General features: G+C 42.5%; 15 protein-coding genes and 5 pseudogenes. 6 read left to right on the top strand and 14 right to left on the bottom strand.

What is annotated here, in order from left to right; translation table 11 throughout:
- Positions 1-148 precede the first annotated feature (148 nt).
- The 11 genes and pseudogenes from DXA05_RS28420 to DXA05_RS15945 form a co-directional block, all read right to left on the bottom strand.
- Positions 149-364 (bottom strand): transposase domain-containing protein, encoded by a 216-nt coding sequence (locus DXA05_RS28420; RefSeq protein WP_008997651.1) that lies wholly within the window; start codon positions 362-364, stop codon positions 149-151.
- Positions 359-1917, bottom strand: a pseudogene (locus tag DXA05_RS15900) (transposase); the annotation flags it as partial. The gene DXA05_RS28420 and the pseudogene DXA05_RS15900, both read right to left, overlap by 6 nt.
- Before the next feature lie 107 nt (positions 1918-2024).
- Positions 2025-2357, bottom strand: coding sequence for an IS66 family insertion sequence element accessory protein TnpB (gene tnpB / locus DXA05_RS15905; RefSeq protein WP_004316244.1), 333 nt, complete (start codon positions 2355-2357; stop codon positions 2025-2027).
- Complete coding sequence (locus DXA05_RS15910) at positions 2351-2725, bottom strand: hypothetical protein (protein WP_008641868.1); 375 nt, start codon at positions 2723-2725, stop codon at positions 2351-2353. The genes tnpB and DXA05_RS15910 overlap by 7 nt, the downstream gene beginning before the upstream one ends.
- A 257-nt stretch (positions 2726-2982) precedes the next feature.
- Positions 2983-4022, bottom strand: a pseudogene (gene arsB, locus DXA05_RS15915) (ACR3 family arsenite efflux transporter).
- Between the two features lie 13 nt (positions 4023-4035).
- Entirely contained in the window at positions 4036-5751 is a 1716-nt protein-coding gene (gene arsA, locus DXA05_RS15920; protein WP_128859372.1) for an arsenical pump-driving ATPase, read from the bottom strand.
- Positions 5752-5755: 4 nt separating this feature from the next.
- Positions 5756-6087: pseudogene (arsD, locus tag DXA05_RS15925) on the bottom strand (arsenite efflux transporter metallochaperone ArsD).
- Between the two features lie 18 nt (positions 6088-6105).
- Positions 6106-6813 carry an aromatic aminobenezylarsenical efflux permease ArsG family transporter gene (locus tag DXA05_RS15930; protein WP_128859373.1) on the bottom strand — a complete coding sequence of 236 codons (708 nt, stop codon included), beginning with the start codon at positions 6811-6813 and terminating at the stop codon, positions 6106-6108.
- A 7-nt stretch (positions 6814-6820) separates the two neighbouring features.
- The gene (locus DXA05_RS15935; RefSeq protein WP_008023060.1) at positions 6821-7249 is read right to left on the bottom strand and encodes a nitrophenyl compound nitroreductase subunit ArsF family protein; all 429 of its coding nucleotides are present in this window, start codon (positions 7247-7249) and stop codon (positions 6821-6823) included.
- 18 nt (positions 7250-7267) lie between these two features.
- Positions 7268-7501: a thioredoxin family protein gene (locus tag DXA05_RS15940; RefSeq protein ID WP_008023059.1), complete on the bottom strand. Its 234-nt coding sequence runs from the start codon at positions 7499-7501 to the stop codon at positions 7268-7270.
- 66 nt (positions 7502-7567) lie between these two features.
- Positions 7568-7876, bottom strand: a complete 309-nt coding sequence (locus DXA05_RS15945; RefSeq protein ID WP_008023058.1) for a metalloregulator ArsR/SmtB family transcription factor — start codon at positions 7874-7876, stop codon at positions 7568-7570.
- 1012 nt (positions 7877-8888) lie between these two features.
- Here DXA05_RS15945 and DXA05_RS15950 point away from each other — a divergent pair.
- Together DXA05_RS15950 and DXA05_RS15955 are read left to right on the top strand one after the other, a co-directional pair.
- Entirely contained in the window at positions 8889-9320 is a 432-nt protein-coding gene (locus tag DXA05_RS15950; protein ID WP_128859374.1) for a hypothetical protein, read from the top strand.
- Between the two features lie 260 nt (positions 9321-9580).
- On the top strand, positions 9581-10171 hold the full coding sequence (locus DXA05_RS15955; protein ID WP_118419190.1) for a porin family protein: 591 nt from the start codon (positions 9581-9583) through the stop codon (positions 10169-10171).
- An 8-nt stretch (positions 10172-10179) separates the two neighbouring features.
- On the opposite strand, the gene DXA05_RS26540 is transcribed toward DXA05_RS15955, so the two are convergent.
- Entirely contained in the window at positions 10180-10332 is a 153-nt protein-coding gene (locus DXA05_RS26540) for a hypothetical protein (protein WP_153882614.1), read from the bottom strand.
- Positions 10333-10364: 32 nt separating this feature from the next.
- Here DXA05_RS26540 and priA point away from each other — a divergent pair.
- Positions 10365-12819 (top strand): annotated as a pseudogene (gene priA / locus DXA05_RS15960) (primosomal protein N').
- A 51-nt stretch (positions 12820-12870) separates the two neighbouring features.
- Positions 12871-14667, top strand: a complete 1797-nt coding sequence (locus DXA05_RS15965) for a glycoside hydrolase domain-containing protein (RefSeq protein WP_128859375.1) — start codon at positions 12871-12873, stop codon at positions 14665-14667.
- A gap of 435 nt (positions 14668-15102) precedes the next feature.
- On the opposite strand, the gene DXA05_RS28425 is transcribed toward DXA05_RS15965, so the two are convergent.
- Entirely contained in the window at positions 15103-15285 is a 183-nt protein-coding gene (locus DXA05_RS28425) for a hypothetical protein (RefSeq protein WP_128859376.1), read from the bottom strand.
- 30 nt (positions 15286-15315) lie between these two features.
- On the opposite strand from DXA05_RS28425, the gene DXA05_RS15975 reads away from it, so the two are divergent.
- Positions 15316-16758 carry a glutamate decarboxylase gene (locus tag DXA05_RS15975; RefSeq protein ID WP_004316556.1) on the top strand — a complete coding sequence of 481 codons (1443 nt, stop codon included), beginning with the start codon at positions 15316-15318 and terminating at the stop codon, positions 16756-16758.
- 9 nt (positions 16759-16767) lie between these two features.
- A pseudogene (gene glsA, locus DXA05_RS15980) lies at positions 16768-17732 on the top strand (glutaminase A).
- Between the two features lie 433 nt (positions 17733-18165).
- Here the strand turns inward: glsA and DXA05_RS15985 are convergent.
- Positions 18166-18945 (bottom strand): potassium channel family protein, encoded by a 780-nt coding sequence (locus DXA05_RS15985; protein WP_117685057.1) that lies wholly within the window; start codon positions 18943-18945, stop codon positions 18166-18168.
- Positions 18946-19019: the final 74 nt, after the last annotated feature.

Below are 19019 nucleotides of genomic sequence, written 5' to 3' on the forward strand. Positions count from 1 at the left end.
AGCGTTGCAGATACCTGTTGCAGATACGTTGCAGATAAAGTATCTGCAACGTATAATATAACTAAAGAAAAGTCGTAAGCACTCATTGTATGGCTGTCCCTTTTTCTATACTCTGTAGTGGAGTATATAGCATCTCTTTATCCAATAATTAGTATTCTTTATTATTGTTGATAGGTAATAGTGACATGTAATTTGTTTCTCCTGCCGTTAATTTAGTTAAAATTTCCGCTATATATTTCACCGGCCTTAATCCATTCATCTTACATGTTTCAATAATTGAGTATAACATAGAAGCATTCTTTGCCCCTAGTTCCGATCCGCAAAACAGATAATTCTTTCTTCCCATACAAATGGGCTTCATCATCCTCTCGGCCGTATTATTATCAATTTCCGCCTTTCCATTTTGCACATAGTGTGATACTGCTTCCCATTCATTGACAGCATATCTGACCGCTTTTAGAAAAAGGTTGGCTGTATCCCCGCGTGTTTGATCAAAAACGGGTTTTATCATCTGCCATATTTCTGCCAATATAGGAATTGCCCTCTTCTGACGTTCCATCCTGCGTTCATCTTCGGAGAGAAGATTAATTCTGCAATCCGCCTCCACCCAGTATAGGTTTGATATCAGGTTGATATATCTGCAGACCGATGGTCGGTCTGTAATGCATCGACAAACTTTCGCCTGACGTGTGCCATACATCCGTACCGTGTTATTGAGGAATCTTCCCGTTCAAACATTTTATAGACATTGTAGCCGTCGGTGGTGACACTTCCCCGGAAGCCTGCGAAGAACTTTTGGGCGACCTTCATGCTACGGCTGCCGTTGTCATACAGATAATAAGCTATTTTCCGGTCGGGATTCTTTATTCCCCAAATGTATTGTTTACGGTATTCATACTTACCCTTCTGCTGATTGTACACTCTGACTTGTTCGGTAGTCTCATCACTGAACAGCATGCTTCCGGGTGTGAGAAGCAACTGCCGGAAAGGTTCCTCAAGCTTGCACAACTCCTTCATGTGCCTCTTTATCCAGGCCAAAACGGTAGAGGTGTTGAAACGTGCACCGGCATCCTTGAGACGGTCTACGACCCGTTCAAGAGACAAACCGTACTGGTATTTGTCAACCAAAATGCGGGCCATCAGTTCAAAATCCACAGGATATCCTTCAAGGACGTTCTCAAACGGTCTGCGGGTATCATTTTTGTCTGTAGGCTGATAATAGTTTGAGATGTTTCCCTGTGTATCCACCAGCCGTACAAGTTTGAATACATGTTTGACCACTTGATGTTGAATCGAGTATTGAATCCATTCACGTATGCCTATCTTGCGTGCACCCGAAGGGATATCCGATTCATCACAGTAATGTACCACCACATTCTCCGCACCGGTGGACTGCTTGCCATAATCCTTACGGCAGGAAGGGGATTCAGGCCGGGGAGCGGCCTCAGAAGAGGCTGATTCCGCAGCTTTCTGCTCCAAGTCTTCAACCGGAGCCGAAGGAGCGGAGCCGTCAAAATCATCCTTATCCTCTTTGAGGTCTTTTTGCTTCGTTGCGGACAAGGAAGATTTCTTCTCGGATTTACGCCCGTATAACTGCCGTTTCTGTCTGGCAATCTCATAAAGCTCATCAGCACGGGTATTCTCGAGCGCTTCAAGGGCACTGGAAAGCTCCTGTATTTTCTCTTCTGCGGCTGACTTGGCCTCAAGGGTCCGAGAAAGACGGTTGGAAAGCGCCTTGTTGTCATGTCTCATGCTTTTCAGTTCCTCAAGTGCCCTGTCAAGTTTAGACAGGATCTGCATATTACCCGACTGCTGTTCACGCTGCAAGTCGTCAAGCAGGTTTCGAAGCCGCAGGATCTCATCATCCTTTGACAGTAGCTGGGCGATTAATATGTTGATCGTTTCCTTGTCTTCCATGTCGCAAATATACAAAAAAGAACTGACTTATGCAAGACTTTTAATATATTAATATATTGATAGTCAGATATATAACCGCATACAATCGATTCTTCTGTAACCTCGTACTACCCTACGAGTAATTCTTTGCGGACAGTACCCTGGAGCAGAACCACGAGTTTCTCCCAACCGATTTCATAACGATGACTGGCCTTGCAGAAAACAGGCAGGAGGAAACGGTCTTTGTCCAGCTTCTTCCAATAAAGCACGTATCCCCCTGTATCATGATGAAGGATTTTGATGTTCCGCCGGTCCTTACTCAAAAAGATGAAAATGTCCCCTGTGGAGGGCTCTTTGCCCATAATCTTGCGTACCAGTTCGGCAAGGGTGAAAATACCTTTTCGCATATCTACCGGACCTTCGCACAGGTAGAAGCGCATGCTGGGATTCAGCCCTAACATAATGTTCCCAGGTTTTGAAGCAGAGCTGTTATGCTCTCAAGATTAGTGTTACATTTTCGGATCTCAACTCCGTTGCCCAGTTTTAGACGAAACGAAACAATCTCAAAGTTGTCCGATTTGACAGATTTGGGAGATAATGTACAACGTGAATGACCGGAGGGGGAACCGTTCACATGAATAGGAGTCAGCTGCATACCGGAAGGGGAAGTGGGGTTAGTTAATTGACACTTGTAATGACGATACCAGCCAAGGAATTTATAATAATCAACGCCAAAACGATGGCAATACTCCAAAAGAGAGACTTGGCAACCACTGTCGGATGACTGATAAGCAGAAAGAATCTCTAAAAAACAATCAGTAGAGTCCATAAGAATAAAATTTTAAGTTCTGTGCAAAGGTAAAACTGACTGATAGGATAAACAAGAGCCATACAATGAGTGCTTACAGAAAAGTCCTTGATTTCTTTATGCAAAGCTATGGGAAGTTCTAGTTATCCTTACGGGAGAGTTATAATAACTCTATATGGAAACTTCAGTTTCCTGCCTTAGATACTCTCGTTTCCCGCCTTGGGAACTGGCGTTTCTTGCCTTGGAAACTGTAGTTTCCCGCCTCGGAACTGTAGTTTCTAGTTCTTTGCTTTAAATTTGCGGCGCATCTTTAACGCATATCTTACTAATAGTATCAATACGGGTACTTCTACCAGTGGCCCGATTACCGCGGCGAAAGCCTCTCCCGAACTGATACCGAAAACGGCAATAGCCACAGCAATAGCCAATTCAAAATTATTTCCGGTAGCCGTAAATGATACGGAAGCGGCTTTTGGGTAATCCGTTCCCATTTTCCGGGTAATAAAAAAGGAAACAAAAAACATGATTCCAAAGTACAACACCAACGGGACTGCTATTATCATCACATCATACGGCAATTTTATGATATATTCTCCCTTGTATGAGAACATTATCACGATTGTAAACAGCAAGGCCAACAATGTAACCGGGCTGATTTTAGGGATAAATTTCTGGTAATACCAATCCATGCCTTTATTCTTAACCAAGACTAAACGTGTCAGAAATCCAAGAACAAACGGTATTCCTAAATAAATGCCTACACTTTTCGCAATCTCGGACATCGTGATTTGTTGAACGGCGTCGGTTGTTTCCATTCCCACCCATTCAGGGAACACAGATAAGAAGAAATAAGCATATACAGAAAAGAAAAGGACCTGAAAGATGCTGTTAAAAGCGACCAGTCCGGCCGTATATTCGTTGCTTCCTCCTGCGAGTTCGCTCCAAACCAGTACCATGGCGATACATCGTGCAAGACCTATCATAATCAATCCGTACATATATTCGGGGTAATTATGCAGGAGATGATTGAGAGAACGAACATCAGTATCGGCCCTACCAACCAATTCAACAGAAGTGATACAGTCAGGATTTTCTTATCTTTGAATACGTTGCCTAATTCTTCATATTTCACCTTTGTCAAAGGTGGATACATCATCAGGATAAGCCCTATTGCCAAGGGTATATTCGTCGTTCCGACTTCAAAATGACTCCAAAAGTCTACGATGCCGGGATATAGGTAACCCAATCCTACACCGATAAACATTGCTAAGAAAATCCATACCGTCAAATAACGGTCTAAAAAAGCAAGTTGTTTCATAATCACTCTCTTTTTATTTTGCTCTCCATGCGATTAACGCGGTATTACTGTCTGATAATTTCTTTACTCTGTCGATCCATGGCAACTCACTTTGTGCTTTGGCCTTTAAAAATGGGTTTTGGGTATCAACCAGAGATAAACAGGAGTTTATCACCCACCATTTGTTCTTGATGCCTGCCCGTTGTAAATCTTGTAATAAACGTTCCGCCTCAAAAACAGGAGTTGTTTCCGGAAGTGTTACGATAACAACCTCCGTTTCTTTGGGATTGCGCAAACGTGGCAACAGGTTTGCCACTGCTCCCTTGATTTCTCCCTGCGTCCGTTCTACCTCCTTGTGATAACTTTGCGTTGCATCCAACAATAACAAAGTATGTCCGGTTGGTGCTGTGTCTATTACTACAATTTCCGTATCAGCCTTTTCCACTATATCGGCAAATGCCTTGAATACAGCTATTTCCTGTGTGCAAGGGGAACGCAGATCTTCCTCAATATATTCCATATCTTCGGCCGTCATTTGGTTTTCCCTGGCTTTTGCCCTTACCTCGTTTTTATAAGCCTCCAGAACCTCCGCTTCGTCAATTTTACTAACATCGATTCCTGCTTTTATTACAAGTTCATAATTCAAGTGATTGGCCGGGTCTGTTGTTGTCAAATGCACTTTTGCGCCAAGTTCTTTTAGCTTTAGGGCGATATTGGTTGCAACAGTCGTTTTTCCTACGCCCCCTTTTCCCATTGTAAAAATAACCCGTTTGCCGGAAGAAAAAAGGTCATTTACCAAATCATCCAGATTCTTTTCACCCTGCAAAGGCTTGTAATCACCTCCCGGAATAAGGTTATCGCTCGATAACATTTTCCGGATATTTTCTATAGTTGATAAATTGTAGGAACGTAACGGAACGCTATATGCCGGATAATCTTTCAACTCCTCCGGAATGTTCTGTAAAGCCGAAGTTTGTTTTTCGCTTAATAACTTGGAAACTTTGTCGTTATCATCGGCTTGTTGTAACACTCCGTTTATGACAAGTACCTGGTTTTTTATGCCAAGCAAATTCAACTCGTGAGAAGAGCGTGCAGCCTCCTTTAATGGAGCAAGATCCGGGCGGGCAACTAGTATCAGGCTGGTTGCTTTTTCATCGGACAAGGTATTTACAGCCTGTTTATAAATGCCTTTTTTTTCTTCCAGTCCCGACAGCTGGCCTAAGCAGGATGCGCCATGCGTACTTTCACTGATAAACGTACTCCAAGCGGATGGTAATTGTAACATTCTTAGGGTGTGTCCCGTTGGCGCTGTATCAAAAATGATATAATCGTATTCTTTTTCTTTGGTTTTATCGGTGATAAAATCCGAAAACTCATTGAACGCTGCAATCTCTACCGTGCAAGATCCGGACAGTTGTTCTTCCATATTCCGGATCACACTTTCCGGCAATTTCCCACGATAAGGGGAGATTACGCTTTCCCGGTATTCTGCGGCTGCTTTTTCCGGATCAAGATTTACGACCGTCAGGCCGGGCACTTCGGAGATATTCGTACCATGCCCGTTCAGTTCCTGCCCAAACACATCTTGCAAATTAGAGGCTGGATCTGTACTTATCAATAATATCTTTTTGCCAAGATCCGCAAGACCTACGGCCGTAGCGCAAGCGATAGAAGTTTTTCCTACACCGCCTTTACCTGTAAAAAACAAATACTTTGTTAACTGTATGTCTGATAAATTGAAATTCTTCATAATCTCATTGGTTGATAATTGGAATAATGTCTAACTGAATGCCTGTCCACTCGCTCAACTGCTTATTGGTCGGATAACCTTTTGTTACCACGATTTCCCCCTCTACTATGGTGATTGGCAAGCCTTCCGCACCCTCTTTCATCAAATAATCATTAACCGTTTTATTGCTGACATAAAGCTGCGGCTCGTCCCGTAAATTATGACGCTCGACAACGATCCCCCGTCTTTTGAGGTTTCCAGTACGGCTGCAATCCTCATAAGGTCAGGATTGATATTCGGGCCACACAATCCGGTAGGGCAACACATCGCCGGATCAAAAATCTCGATTCTTTTCATATTCTGTTTTTATTTAATTTATAAGTAATTGATATATGCGTAATAAATGCCGACTGCGATAAACAAAACAGCTACCACTCTGTTAAACCATTTCTGAAGTACCTGTATGCGGTTATAAAATTTACCTATCCCAGCAACGCTATACGCCAAGATCCAGGCTACCAGAATAACGGGCAGACCGGTAGCCACCGCATAGACAATAGGCAAGAGGTAGCCTCCCGGTTCTGCTGCCGACATCGGTATAAGCATCCCGAAGTAAAACAGTCCGCTGGTAGGGCAAAATGCCAGAGCGAAAAGCACTCCAAGCAAAAGGCTGCCTAAATTGCCTTTCAGTTTTTCTGCCTTTCCTGTTCCCGAAAATCCGAACTTAGGTAAATTCAAACGATCTCCGAAAAGCATGAATACTCCTACAAATATCAAGACCGGGGCGATCAGTATCTCACCATATTTACTTATACCTTTTTGTAAGGAAAACATGCTTGAACCCTCTTTCAATATAGAAATCAGGATGATCCCTAAAACTGTATAAGCCACAACACGCCCCAAGGTATAAAGCAATCCTCCTAAAAAAATCTTGTTCCGGTTGCCTATATCCTTACTGATAAAGCCTATCGCAGTTATATTGGTAGCCAAAGGGCAAGGACTTATAGCTGTAAGCAAACCGAGCAGGAAAGCGGTTATTACCGGGATATTGCTATTATCCAGAAGATTTTGAAGAAAATCCATATAATAGTTATTTTAGCAGTTCATTTATTTTGTTCTTTATACCTTCTTTGAATATATCCGGTGACCCCTTTGCGTTGGCAAAAGAAAATTCAGTCATGTTATTAACAGTTTCTTTTCCTCCCTTCCAGCCGTTTATATACAAAGACGACCATGTCACCTCATATTTATCCGCAATCGCTTCATTTTGCGGATCTGAAATATCTATAACCTTATACACAACTGCCCCTTTATCGATTTGATTTTTGAAAGTGGCTTCCAACACTTCATTCGTCAGTTGCTCAATTGCACGGCAGGTAACACACCGTTGTTTTCCATGAAAGTAGATTACTTCTACACGATCTCCTTGTGCGGAAACCTCTTGTTTATTTTCTGTTTTTGGCTTCCCGCTACAAGAAAACAGGAGTAAGCTGATAGCAATCAAAAATAAATGTTTCATAGGTACAGTGTTTCTAAGTTATTGTTTCAATAGTTCTTTTACTTCGGCTAAGGATAATTTTCTTCCGGCTGAAACGATCTTTTCGTCAATCACTAATGCCGGCAAACTAAGGATATTATACTCCATAATCTTTAAAATATCTTCCTCTTTAACTAACGTAGCATCTAAATTTAGATCTCTTACAGCCTGTTCTACTGTTACGTACAGAGCTTTACAATTTGCGCAGCCTGTACCCAAAACTTTAATTTCCATATTTTCTATTTTATATATTAAACGTAATTCGCAAAACAACGAACAATAAGTCTAAAAAAAGGGCTGCTATTCACAGCAAGCACCTTTTTTAGAAGCGCAATCGCAAAAGAATTGGGCGAACAACTGTCTGGCTATTTCCCAGTTTTCACGGTTTATGCAATATTTCACTTTGGGCGTTTCTATTTCACCCTGTATCAGTCCAGCGTCTTTTAATTCTTTTAGATGCTGGGAAACGGTTGCTTTAGCGATTGGCAACTCATCGTGGATGTCCCCAAAATAACAGCTTTCTTGCCTTGCAAGAAAATTAAGTATTGCTATTCTGGTGGGATGCCCCAACGCTTTAGCAAAACGAGCAATCTGTTCCTGCTGTTCCATACATTAGTTTCTCTTTTATTTAATGTTCGCAAATATACGAACAATGCTATAAAAAGCAAATCCTATATTCGTGTTTTAACGAACATTCACTGCTTAAATGGTAGAAAGATGATGGTAGCTTGGTTATAAGTTTATCTATAATGCTTTTATTGTCACTACTAATATAGGTGTTATTATACTGTTTCCCATGCATTAATACCTGATTTTCGAACTATTAATATATGATTTTTAGGGAGTTAATACTTGATGCTATAGCTGTTAATACTTTTGGTAATAGTAGATAATGTACTGTATGTCAGAAGATAATGGTCCTGTCTTGGTGTGAGGCATGGTGAGAGTAAAAGTTACTCTCATCTTACTATCATACTTACTCTCATACCTGTAACTCCGATGAATAAAGGCTTTTCAAACGATTGATGAGAGTATGAGAGTAAAATTGCTTATTTATTTTTATTGGTGACGGATTTCAGTAATCAGAAATAAGAAACAGGATTATATTTTATCAAATTCATTTTAATACAGAACTTCCTATATTTATTTCCATATTTCTGCTACCTTTCAAAAAAAACATATATCTTTGTCATACGCTTTCAGCCCATCAGCGTGATGAAACAGGCAGGAAGCGGTTTTTATTTCCTATATGGAGTAAAAGCGTATTATCTCTCACTTTCAGAAATAGCTAATTCAAACAGAGGGAGATGATACGGTAGATACTCCACGTGAACGGATGTATATCAACATATTCGTAAAAGATGTGTTATATATAAACGATTGACGTGGGTGTCTGCTGTTATCATTGTTCTCTGGTCGGTTTAGCTAGCCTTGAAAGTGGATAATGGTACAGCAGCATCTGCGTCTTTCTTGTATTCGGTCGGTTATCAATTACCCCACAATTTAACCTAGCCAATCTCCATCCGGCGGACTGCAAAAAGAGTGGATGCTCGTTGTGCTAATATACATGAATAAAACATTATTCATCCCTTATTGTATCACACATAAAAGAACAAACGCTATGGCACAATGGATTAGTATAGAAGAAGCGGCTGCAAAGTACGGGTTCGAGACAGAATATATCTGGGTCTTGATAGAGATAAGAGAAATCATCGTGGACTACCAAAGAGCTGACATCGACATCATCGACGATGAAAGTATTCAGGATTTTATCAACCGAAATAAAAAGGGGATTACATTGATGTATATCGAAAAATTGGAACGATATTGCATGGATAAATCTCAAGTCTGTTCAATATACGCATCACTTTTAGGCAAACAAGATAAGGAAATCACCATGTATAAAGGAGCTAAATTTTTGTATGATGCACTGCAGGGCAAATGGTTGAAGCAATGTGACCGGATGCGGCATTTAGAAAAAGAACTTGCATTGGAGCAGACCACTTGCCGTACGTGTTGGCTGAAAAGGTTATGTATGATAATCAGGAGGTAAATTTGATTAACTATCATTTTCCCAAGATTTATAGATGATAGATAGGATGAAAATTGAACTAATAAGAATTTCTTATTAGTCTGTGAGTGTTAGATGAAACTGATGCTCTATTGTAAGTTCAATCTTCAAAAGAGCAAATATAAATGTATGGGCGTCGGATTAAGTGAACAACAGCGACTTTGAGCGAACAAAAAACCGATAAATTGTGTTTATTTATTCTAATTATATATCTTTGTCCCGAATTATAAACACGTAAATTTATGAAAAAGATTTTTGGTGCTTTAATGATTGCCGTATGTATCGGTATGGCGATGCCTGCCCAGGCGCAAATACACTTTGGTGTAAAAGGAGGTTTGAACTTGTCGAAGGCGAGTTTCTCTAATGTGAGCGAAAACTTTAAGAAGGATAATTTTACCGGTTTCTTTATTGGTCCGATGGCCGAGTTTAATATTCCAATCGTAGGGTTGGGAGTAGATGCTTCTTTGCTTTTTGCTCAAAGAGGTATAAAGGTTTCTGAAGGAAACGAGGATTATACTGTAAAGCAAAACGGTATTGATATTCCTGTAAACCTGAAATATACAATCGGTTTGGGAAGTATGGCTGGTATTTATTTCGCTGCAGGTCCTGATTTTTATTTCGATTTTGCGGGAAATAAAACGATTGAAGGCGTAAAAACTGACAAGAAGAAAGCCGAAGTCGGCATTAACGTTGGCGCGGGTGTGAAATTGCTCAATCATTTGCAGGTTGGTGCCAATTATAACATCCCGTTGGGAGACACTGCCAAATTTGAAGGAATAGATGGTTCTTATAAGACTAAGACTTGGCAGGTATCTGTTGCCTATATTTTTTAAATAGTCTGTCATTTTACATCGTATATAAAAAAGAGTTTCCGGTGAACGGGAACTCTTTTTTTGTTCGGAGGCTGCCCTGTTGCAGCCTCGAAACTGTTTCTGCCCAATCCTGCCTTAAGAAGCGTTTTTCTTTTGAGTGTTCTCTCTTCCTTCTTTTTCATTCCCCATTTTTTATTGTATTTTTGTACCTGCAATGAAAAAATATGTAGATGTCATATTACCGCTTCCGCTTCCGAAGAGTTTCACTTACTCTTTGCCGGACGAATGTGCGGAAGATGTGAAGATAGGCTGCCGTGTGGTAGTTCCTTTCGGGCGAAAGAAGTTTTATACGGCTATCGTCCTTAACGTTCATTATTGTGCTCCAACGGAGTACGAAGTGAAAGATATATCTGCATTGCTGGATGCTTCTCCCATTTTACTACCCGTTCAGTTCAAATTTTGGGAATGGATAGCCGATTACTATCTCTGTACACAGGGAGATGTGTATAAAGCGGCACTTCCTTCCGGTCTGAAGCTGGAGAGTGAAACGATTGTTGAATATAATCCCGATTTTGAGGCGGATGCGCCATTGCCGGAACGGGAACAACGCATTTTGGATTTACTTGCCGTAGATGCGCAGCAGTCCGTCACTAAACTGGAGAAAGATAGCGGCATAAAAAACATTCTTACTGCCATCAAGTCCCTGCTCGATAAAGAAGCCATTTTTGTAAAGGAAGAATTGAAACGTACTTATAAGCCTAAGACAGAGGCACGGGTGCGACTTGCGGGTACGGCAGATGAAAAGCAACTCCATATTCTGTTTGATATTCTGTCTCGTGCTCCGAAGCAACTGGCGTTGCTCATGAAGTATGTAGAGTATTCAGGTATTTTAGGAACCGGAACTCCGAAAGAAGTCTCCAAGAAAGAATTGTTGCAACGGGCTAATGTGGCTCCTTCGGTACTGAACGGGCTGGTGGATAAGAAGATTTTCGAAATCTACTATCACGAAATCGGACGGTTGAATAAACAGGAGAAAGAGGTAGTCGAGCTGAACGCTTTGAACGAGTTTCAGCAACGGGCACATGATGAAATCGTTCAGTCTTTCCAGGAGAAAAACGTGTGTCTGCTTCATGGAGTAACGTCCAGTGGGAAGACGGAAGTGTATATCCATCTGATCGAAGAAACGATTCGTCAGGGAAAGCAAGTCTTATATTTGTTGCCGGAGATTGCCTTGACTACTCAAATTACAGAGCGTCTGCAACGGGTTTTCGGTGCTCGCCTGGGGATCTACCATTCTAAATTCCCCGATGCCGAACGGGTTGAAATATGGCGGAAACAACTGGGAGAGAACGGGTACGATATTATCCTGGGTGTTCGCTCTTCCGTGTTTCTTCCTTTCCGGAATCTGGGACTGGTGATTGTGGACGAAGAGCACGAAAATACGTATAAGCAACAAGATCCTGCTCCCCGCTATCATGCCCGTAGCGCAGCGATTGTGCTGGCTGCCATGTACGGAGCTAAAACCCTGTTGGGAACGGCTACTCCTTCCATCGAGTCGTGGCAGAATGCAGGGGAGGGGAAATATGGTTTTGTACAACTAAAAGAACGATATAAAGAAATTCAATTGCCGGAGATTATTCCGGTGGATATAAAGGAATTGCATCGCAAAAAGAGGATGGTGGGACAATTCTCACCGCTCTTGATACAATACATGAAAGAGGCTTTGGAACAGGAAGAGCAAGTGATTCTCTTTCAGAACCGTCGCGGGTTTGCTCCGATGGTGGAGTGTCGTACCTGCGGTTGGGTGCCCAAGTGTAAGAATTGCGATGTAAGCCTTACCTATCATAAAGGAATCAATCAGCTAACCTGTCATTATTGCGGTTATACCTACCAACTGCCGAAATCCTGCCCTGCCTGCGAAGGTACGGAACTGGTGAACCGTGGCTTTGGTACGGAAAAGATTGAAGATGACATTAAAATCCTTTTCCCTGAAGCGGCAGTGGCACGAATGGACTTGGATACCACACGCACCCGCTCTGCTTATGAAAAGATTATTGCGGATTTTGAACAGGGAAAGACGGATATATTGATCGGCACGCAAATGGTTTCAAAAGGATTGGATTTCGATCATGTCAGTATTGTAGGTATACTGAATGCCGATACGATGCTGAATTATCCGGATTTCCGTTCCTATGAACGGGCTTTCCAGTTGATGGCGCAAGTAGCGGGACGTGCCGGACGTAAGAACAAACGGGGTAGGGTGGTGCTGCAAACCAAGAGCATCGAGCATCCTATCATTCATCAGGTCATTGCCAATGATTATGAAGACATGGTAGGCGGGCAGTTGGCGGAACGGCAGATGTTCCATTATCCTCCTTATTACCGGTTGGTATATGTTTATCTGAAAAATCATAATGAGCGTTGCTGGATCAGATGGCGACAGTGATGGCGGATAAGCTGCGGGCGGTATTTGGCAATCGGGTGTTGGGGCCGGATAAACCTCCTGTTGCCCGTATCCAACGTTGTTTATTAAAAAGATTGTCGTAAAGATTGAGCAGAACGCTCCGATGGGACGTGCCCGGGAGTTGCTGTTGCGCATCCAACGGGAGATGTTGGAAGATGAACGCTATAAATCTTTGATTGTCTACTATGATGTAGACCCTATGTGATTGAATATTTTTCCCCCTAATAAAAAACTTTAATCATTTAATTAACTAACCATGAAACGACTTACTATTTTTTCCCTGACTTGTCTCTTTAGCGTAGGCGCAGTTTTTGCCCAGCAAGGAGTCACTCAATGTGGTGTTCCGACAGGACAACCGAAGTTCCCTTTACAGACTTATCAGGAATTGCCCGACCCTGCTGCGCCGTCTGATAAAGAATGGGCGGCAGTGACAACAACACAAGTGTCTTGGGGTACAACAGACGTCCGGTACGCAAAACACGGGCTTCCCCGGTTGAAGAACCAGCAAACGGTTGCTTTGAAAGGCTGGCGTGGTGAACGTGTGAACGCGCAAGCGGTTGTATGGACAGGTGTAGAACTGAAAGACCTGAATTTCAGCTTTGGTGATTTCAAAGACAAGAAAGGAAACGTTCTTCCCCAAGATGCATTCACCGGCGGTTTTGTTCGTTATGTGATGACGGACGAATTGAACAAAGACGGCAGAGGTGCCTGCGGACACCGGAAAGCGGTGGATTATGATTCATTATTAGTGGCCGATCCGATTGATACTAGTCTGAAAGCGATGGCTTTGCCTGCTCGTACTGTTCAACCTGTCTGGGTGCAATGTTGGATTCCTCAATCGGCTGTTCCCGGAACGTATAAAGGAGAGTTGCTAATCAACGACGGCTCTCGTCTGTTGCAACGCCTGAATCTGGAAATTACGGTTTCTTCCCGCGAACTTCCGGCGCCTTCGGAGTGGGCTTACCACTTGGATTTGTGGCAAAGTCCTTATGCAGTGGCACGTTACTATCAGGTTCCTCTATGGAGTCAGGAGCATTTAGACGCCATGCGTCCTTTGATGAAAATGCTGGCAGATGCCGGACAAAAGATTATTACAGCTACTTTGATGCACAAACCCTGGAACGGTCAGACGGAAGATTATTTTGATACAATGGTTACCTGGATGAAACGGGCGGACGGCACATGGTCTTTTGACTATACCATTTTCGACCGTTGGGTAGAATTTATGATGAGTGTGGGCATTGACAAACAGATCAACTGTTATTCAATGGTTCCCTGGGAGTTGTCATTCCAGTATTACGACCAGGCAACCAACTCGCTGAAATTTGTGAAAACAGCACCGGGCGAGGAGGCTTACGAAGAAATGTGGGTAGCAATGCTTTCGTCTTTCTCCAAGCATCTGAAAGAAAAAGGATGGTTCGATATCTGTGCTATTGCAATGGATGAACGTCCGATGGAAGTGATGCAGAAGACCTTGAAGGTGATTCGTAAAGCAGATCCGGATTTCAAAGTTTCGTTGGCAGGAAATTACCATGCGGAGATTGAGCCCGATTTGTATGATTACTGCATTGTAATCGGACAGAACTTCCCCGAAGAAGTACGCCTCCGCCGTGCGGCAGAGAATAAACGTACCAACTATTACACCTGCTGTACGGAAGCCCATCCCAATACATTTACTTTCTCCGATCCTGCAGAAGCTGTCTGGATAAGTTATTATTCTTCTAAGAAACACCTGGATGGTTATTTGCGTTGGGCATACAACAGCTGGCCATTGGAACCGCTGCTCGATTCCCGTTTCCGTAGTTGGGCAGGTGGAGATACGTATCTTGTATATCCGGGAGCACGTAGCTGTATCCGTTTCGAACGCTTGATTGAAGGAATTCAGGCGCACGAGAAGATAAATATCCTCCGTCAGGAATTTGAGAAAAAGGGAAATAAAGTCGGATTAAAGAAAATAGAGAAAATGCTTGCTCCGTTCAACTTGGGTAGTATGCCGGAAACCCCGGCAGCAGTAACCGTGAACCGGGCAAATCAAATATTGAACTCATTGTAAATGATTGTTCGTTAAATGGGAATTTAGGGGCGTAGCGCCCCAACAAGGTTCCATTCGGCATGTTATCGTTTTAGACATACCCTAAAGGGTGGAACTGTATCTCTTTCAGGGAATACCGAATGGAACCTTGCTCCGGCGCTACGCCGGTAAATGAGAATTTAGCGGTTAAATGGGAATTTTGCAGTTAAATGGGAATTTTGCAGTTAGGCTGAAAGCCTTACAATTATATATTTATTGGAGTGCCCTGAAAGGGCTTAATTATATAGCGTAGGGCAACGCCCTACGAAAAAGACACACCAGCCACAAGCCCTGAAAGGGCGGAACTGTATACAATTATGCCCTTTCAGGGCGCAAATTCAGATTGTCGTTTTTACGTAGGGCGTTGCCCTACACTATATAATTAAGCCCTTTCAGGGCACTCCGCAAAATTATCATTTAGCTCATTTCTGCACGGAAATGACCAAGATTCACCTTTGTGTCCTCTGCGTCCTCCGTGGTGAATAGGCCCGTTTCAATAAGGACGTCCTCCTCCTTAATAAACGCCAAATAATGTAAAACCCGGAAACTTTCAAAACTATCTGCTGTTGTTGTGGGAAATTCGACGGGGAAAATCCCCATCGCCCTAAACCTTTAAAAAAACAAATTAGTATGGAAGATTTAAATTTCAGAAAAGGTGATGCAAAAACCGATGTATTTGGTTCAGACAGAATGTTACAACCCTCTCCGGTAGAGAAAATACCTGATGGACCTACTACTCCTGAAGTCGCCTATCAAATGGTGAAAGATGAAACATTTGCTCAAACCCAACCACGTTTGAATCTGGCTACTTTCGTTACCACTTATATGGATGAATATGCCACTAAGCTGATGAATGAGGCCATTAACATCAACTACATTGATGAAACAGAATATCCGCGTATCGCAGTGATGAACGGTAAATGTATCAACATCGTTGCCAACTTGTGGAACTCTCCTGAAAAAGATACCTGGAAAACCGGTGCGTTGGCTATCGGTTCTTCAGAAGCATGTATGTTGGGTGGTGTAGCTGCCTGGTTACGTTGGCGTAAGAAAAGACAAGCACAGGGCAAACCGTTTGATAAACCAAACTTTGTTATTTCTACAGGTTTCCAGGTTGTTTGGGAAAAGTTTGCACAGTTGTGGCAGATTGAAATGCGTGAAGTGCCTTTGACACTCGAAAAAACCACTCTCGACCCCGAAGAAGCTTTGAAAATGTGTGATGAAAACACCATCTGTATCGTGCCTATCCAAGGTGTTACATGGACTGGACTGAATGATGACGTCGAAGCATTGGACAAAGCACTGGATGCTTACAATGCCAAGACCGGTTATGACATTCCTATCCACGTAGATGCCGCCAGTGGTGGTTTCATCCTTCCGTTCCTGTATCCGGAAAAGAAATGGGACTTCCGTTTGAAATGGGTACTTTCTATCAGCGTATCCGGCCATAAGTTTGGTTTGGTATATCCGGGACTCGGATGGGTTTGCTGGAAAGGCAAAGAATATCTGCCCGAAGAAATGTCATTCAGCGTAAATTATCTGGGTGCCAACATTACACAGGTAGGTTTGAACTTCTCTCGTCCGGCTGCACAAATCCTGGGACAATATTATCAATTCATCCGTTTAGGATTCCAAGGATACAAAGAAGTACAGTACAACTCCCTGCAAATTGCTAAATATATCCACAGCGAAATAGCCAAGATGGTTCCGTTTGTCAACTACTCTGAAGATGTTGTGAACCCATTATTCATCTGGTATCTGAAACCGGAATATGCAAAGAACGCCAAATGGACTTTGTACGATTTGCAAGACAAACTGTCTCAACACGGTTGGATGGTTCCTGCTTACACCTTGCCTTCCAAACTGGAAGATTATGTAGTGATGCGTGTCGTTGTCCGCCAGGGATTCAGCCGCGATATGGCAGATATGCTACTGGGCGACATCAACAACGCTATCGCCGAACTGGAAAAACTGGAATATCCTACCCCTACCCGTATGGCTCAAGAAAAGAATCTTCCAGTAGAAGCTAAGATGTTCAACCATGGTGGTCGTCGTAAAACCGTAAAAAAATAAGAAAGATCTATGGATAAAAAAGTAACACTCGCTCAATTGAAAGAAGTGGTACAGGAGGCATACGATCAGGTAAAGACTAACACCGGCGGCAAGAACGCCGACTATATCCCCTACCTGGCAAATGTCAACAAAGATCTCTTTGGAATCAGTGTCTGCCTGCTCAACGGGCAGACCATCCATGTGGGAGATACTGACTACCGCTTCGGTATAGAATCCGTATCCAAAGTACATACGGCTATTCTGGCACTGCGCCAATATGGTGCCAAAGAAATCCTGGACAAGATTGGAGCCGATGCAACAGGCTTACCTTTCAATTCAATTATCGCCATCTTGCTGGAGAACGACCATCCGTCTACTCCGCTGGTAAACGCCGGAGCCATCTCCGCCTGCAGCATGGTGCAGCCCATTGGCGACTCTGCCAAGAAATGGGATGCCATCGTAGGAAACGTGACCGATTTATGCGGCAGCGCCCCACAGTTGATTGATGAATTGTACAAGTCCGAATCGGATACCAACTTCAACAACCGTTCTATCGCATGGTTGCTGAAAAATTATAATCGGATTTATGATGATCCGGATATGTCATTAGACTCTACACCCGTCAGTGCTCATTGGGAGTGACTGCATTGCAGCTTTCCATTGCAGCCGGCACAATCGCCAACGGTGGTGTAAATCCGGTGACTAAGAAAGAAGTTTTTGATGCCACGCTGGCTCCTAAAATCACTGCCATGATTGCCGCAGTAGGTTTCTATGAACATACCGGCGACTGGATGTACACTTCCGGTATTCCTGCCAAAACAGGTGTAGGCGGTGGTGTGATGGGTGTACTGCCCGGACAGTTCGGTATTGCTGCCTTTGCTCCTCCTTTGGATGGATCGGGCAACTCCGTGAAAGCGCAGTTAGCTATTCAATGCATCATGAACAAGCTGGAATTAAATGTGTTTAGCAACAACCATATCACCGTTGTTGACTAAAACTCTCTCTCGATCTCTTTTATAAGTAGGTAAAGGTTACTATCTCCCGATAGTAACCTTTTTCTATTCCTCCTTATCCCATTGATTTCCCGCTTGATCTCCCACCAGTATTTTCAATACAAACGGTATTAATTATCAAATACAACAAATTAAATTTACCCCTATGCAACTCCAGTAATTAAAATGAGCATATCAGTGTCACTATTATTCACCCGGATAAGGTGGAACTTATTCATTTATAGACAACAACTAACAACTGTTTGCCTCTGTCTCTTTTCTACAAAGATAGAAAGTTATTCCACTTTTCCTCCCCTTTTCCTTCCATGCTTATAAAGAAAAGTAATAATACTATTAAGAAAAGCATTTCTAAGCTGATTTTCAACACATTACAATTACTCTCATTCTATCTGTTTTTATCCGCCACACAAGCATATTATGTATTAACCTTCTGTACGACAGCTTTTTCTGCCGATTCCTTTTGGGCGGAAGCCTTTTTCTGTTGTTCCTCCTCTTCGTAATATTGCTTTCTACGCTTGTTGGATTGTTGAATCAGATTTGTAATATAAACCGTAAAGATAGGAAACATCATCATACCCAAGGCGGCCAGCAAAACGGAAAGCACGCGCCCGGTCACGGTCTGCGCTATAATATTCGACCCCACGGTAGTAACATCCATAAAAGCCCACCACAAGGCATCTCCATAATCATTCACCAATGGATTTACCCGATGCTCGAGCACAAAAAATGCCAGACTGGAGAAATAAACTGTTGCCAGCAACATCGTCAGATAAGAGACAAACAGGCTCGAAGCCCGGTTGTAAGTCAGCCAGCCGACCACAATAGCAAGCGCATATCCTCCTCTTAATAAAGGAATGAAACGAAGCAGGTAGGTAATCTCATCCGAAAACGTCCATCCATAATATGCGATGATATTCTGATAAGGGATAGCCACCAATAAAAAGATAAAGTGTGTCCGCAGATAGCGTCCTTTATGTTTTGCCAAAAAGAACTCCAACACAAAATCGAAAAGAAACCAAAGGCAGATACATAGCTGTACCTTCATGTAAGAAGACTGTGTATAGAACGGAATTCCCTTAAAAGTATCCACCGAGATACTGATAACCAGAAAAAGAGACATTATTAATATAATAATGTGAAGAATACCATAAATCCCCTTTTTTCCGAAAATAAAATCTGAAAGCGCTGATTTCATAACTACTTAGTTTATAATAAAATGGTTCACATATAATTTAGATTGTTTAGAAACAATCGAGAAAAGTAATTGTT

Origin of the sequence: Bacteroides sp. AM54-2NS (assembly GCF_003602935.1) — a bacterium.
GTDB lineage: Bacteria > Bacteroidota > Bacteroidia > Bacteroidales > Bacteroidaceae > Bacteroides > Bacteroides xylanisolvens.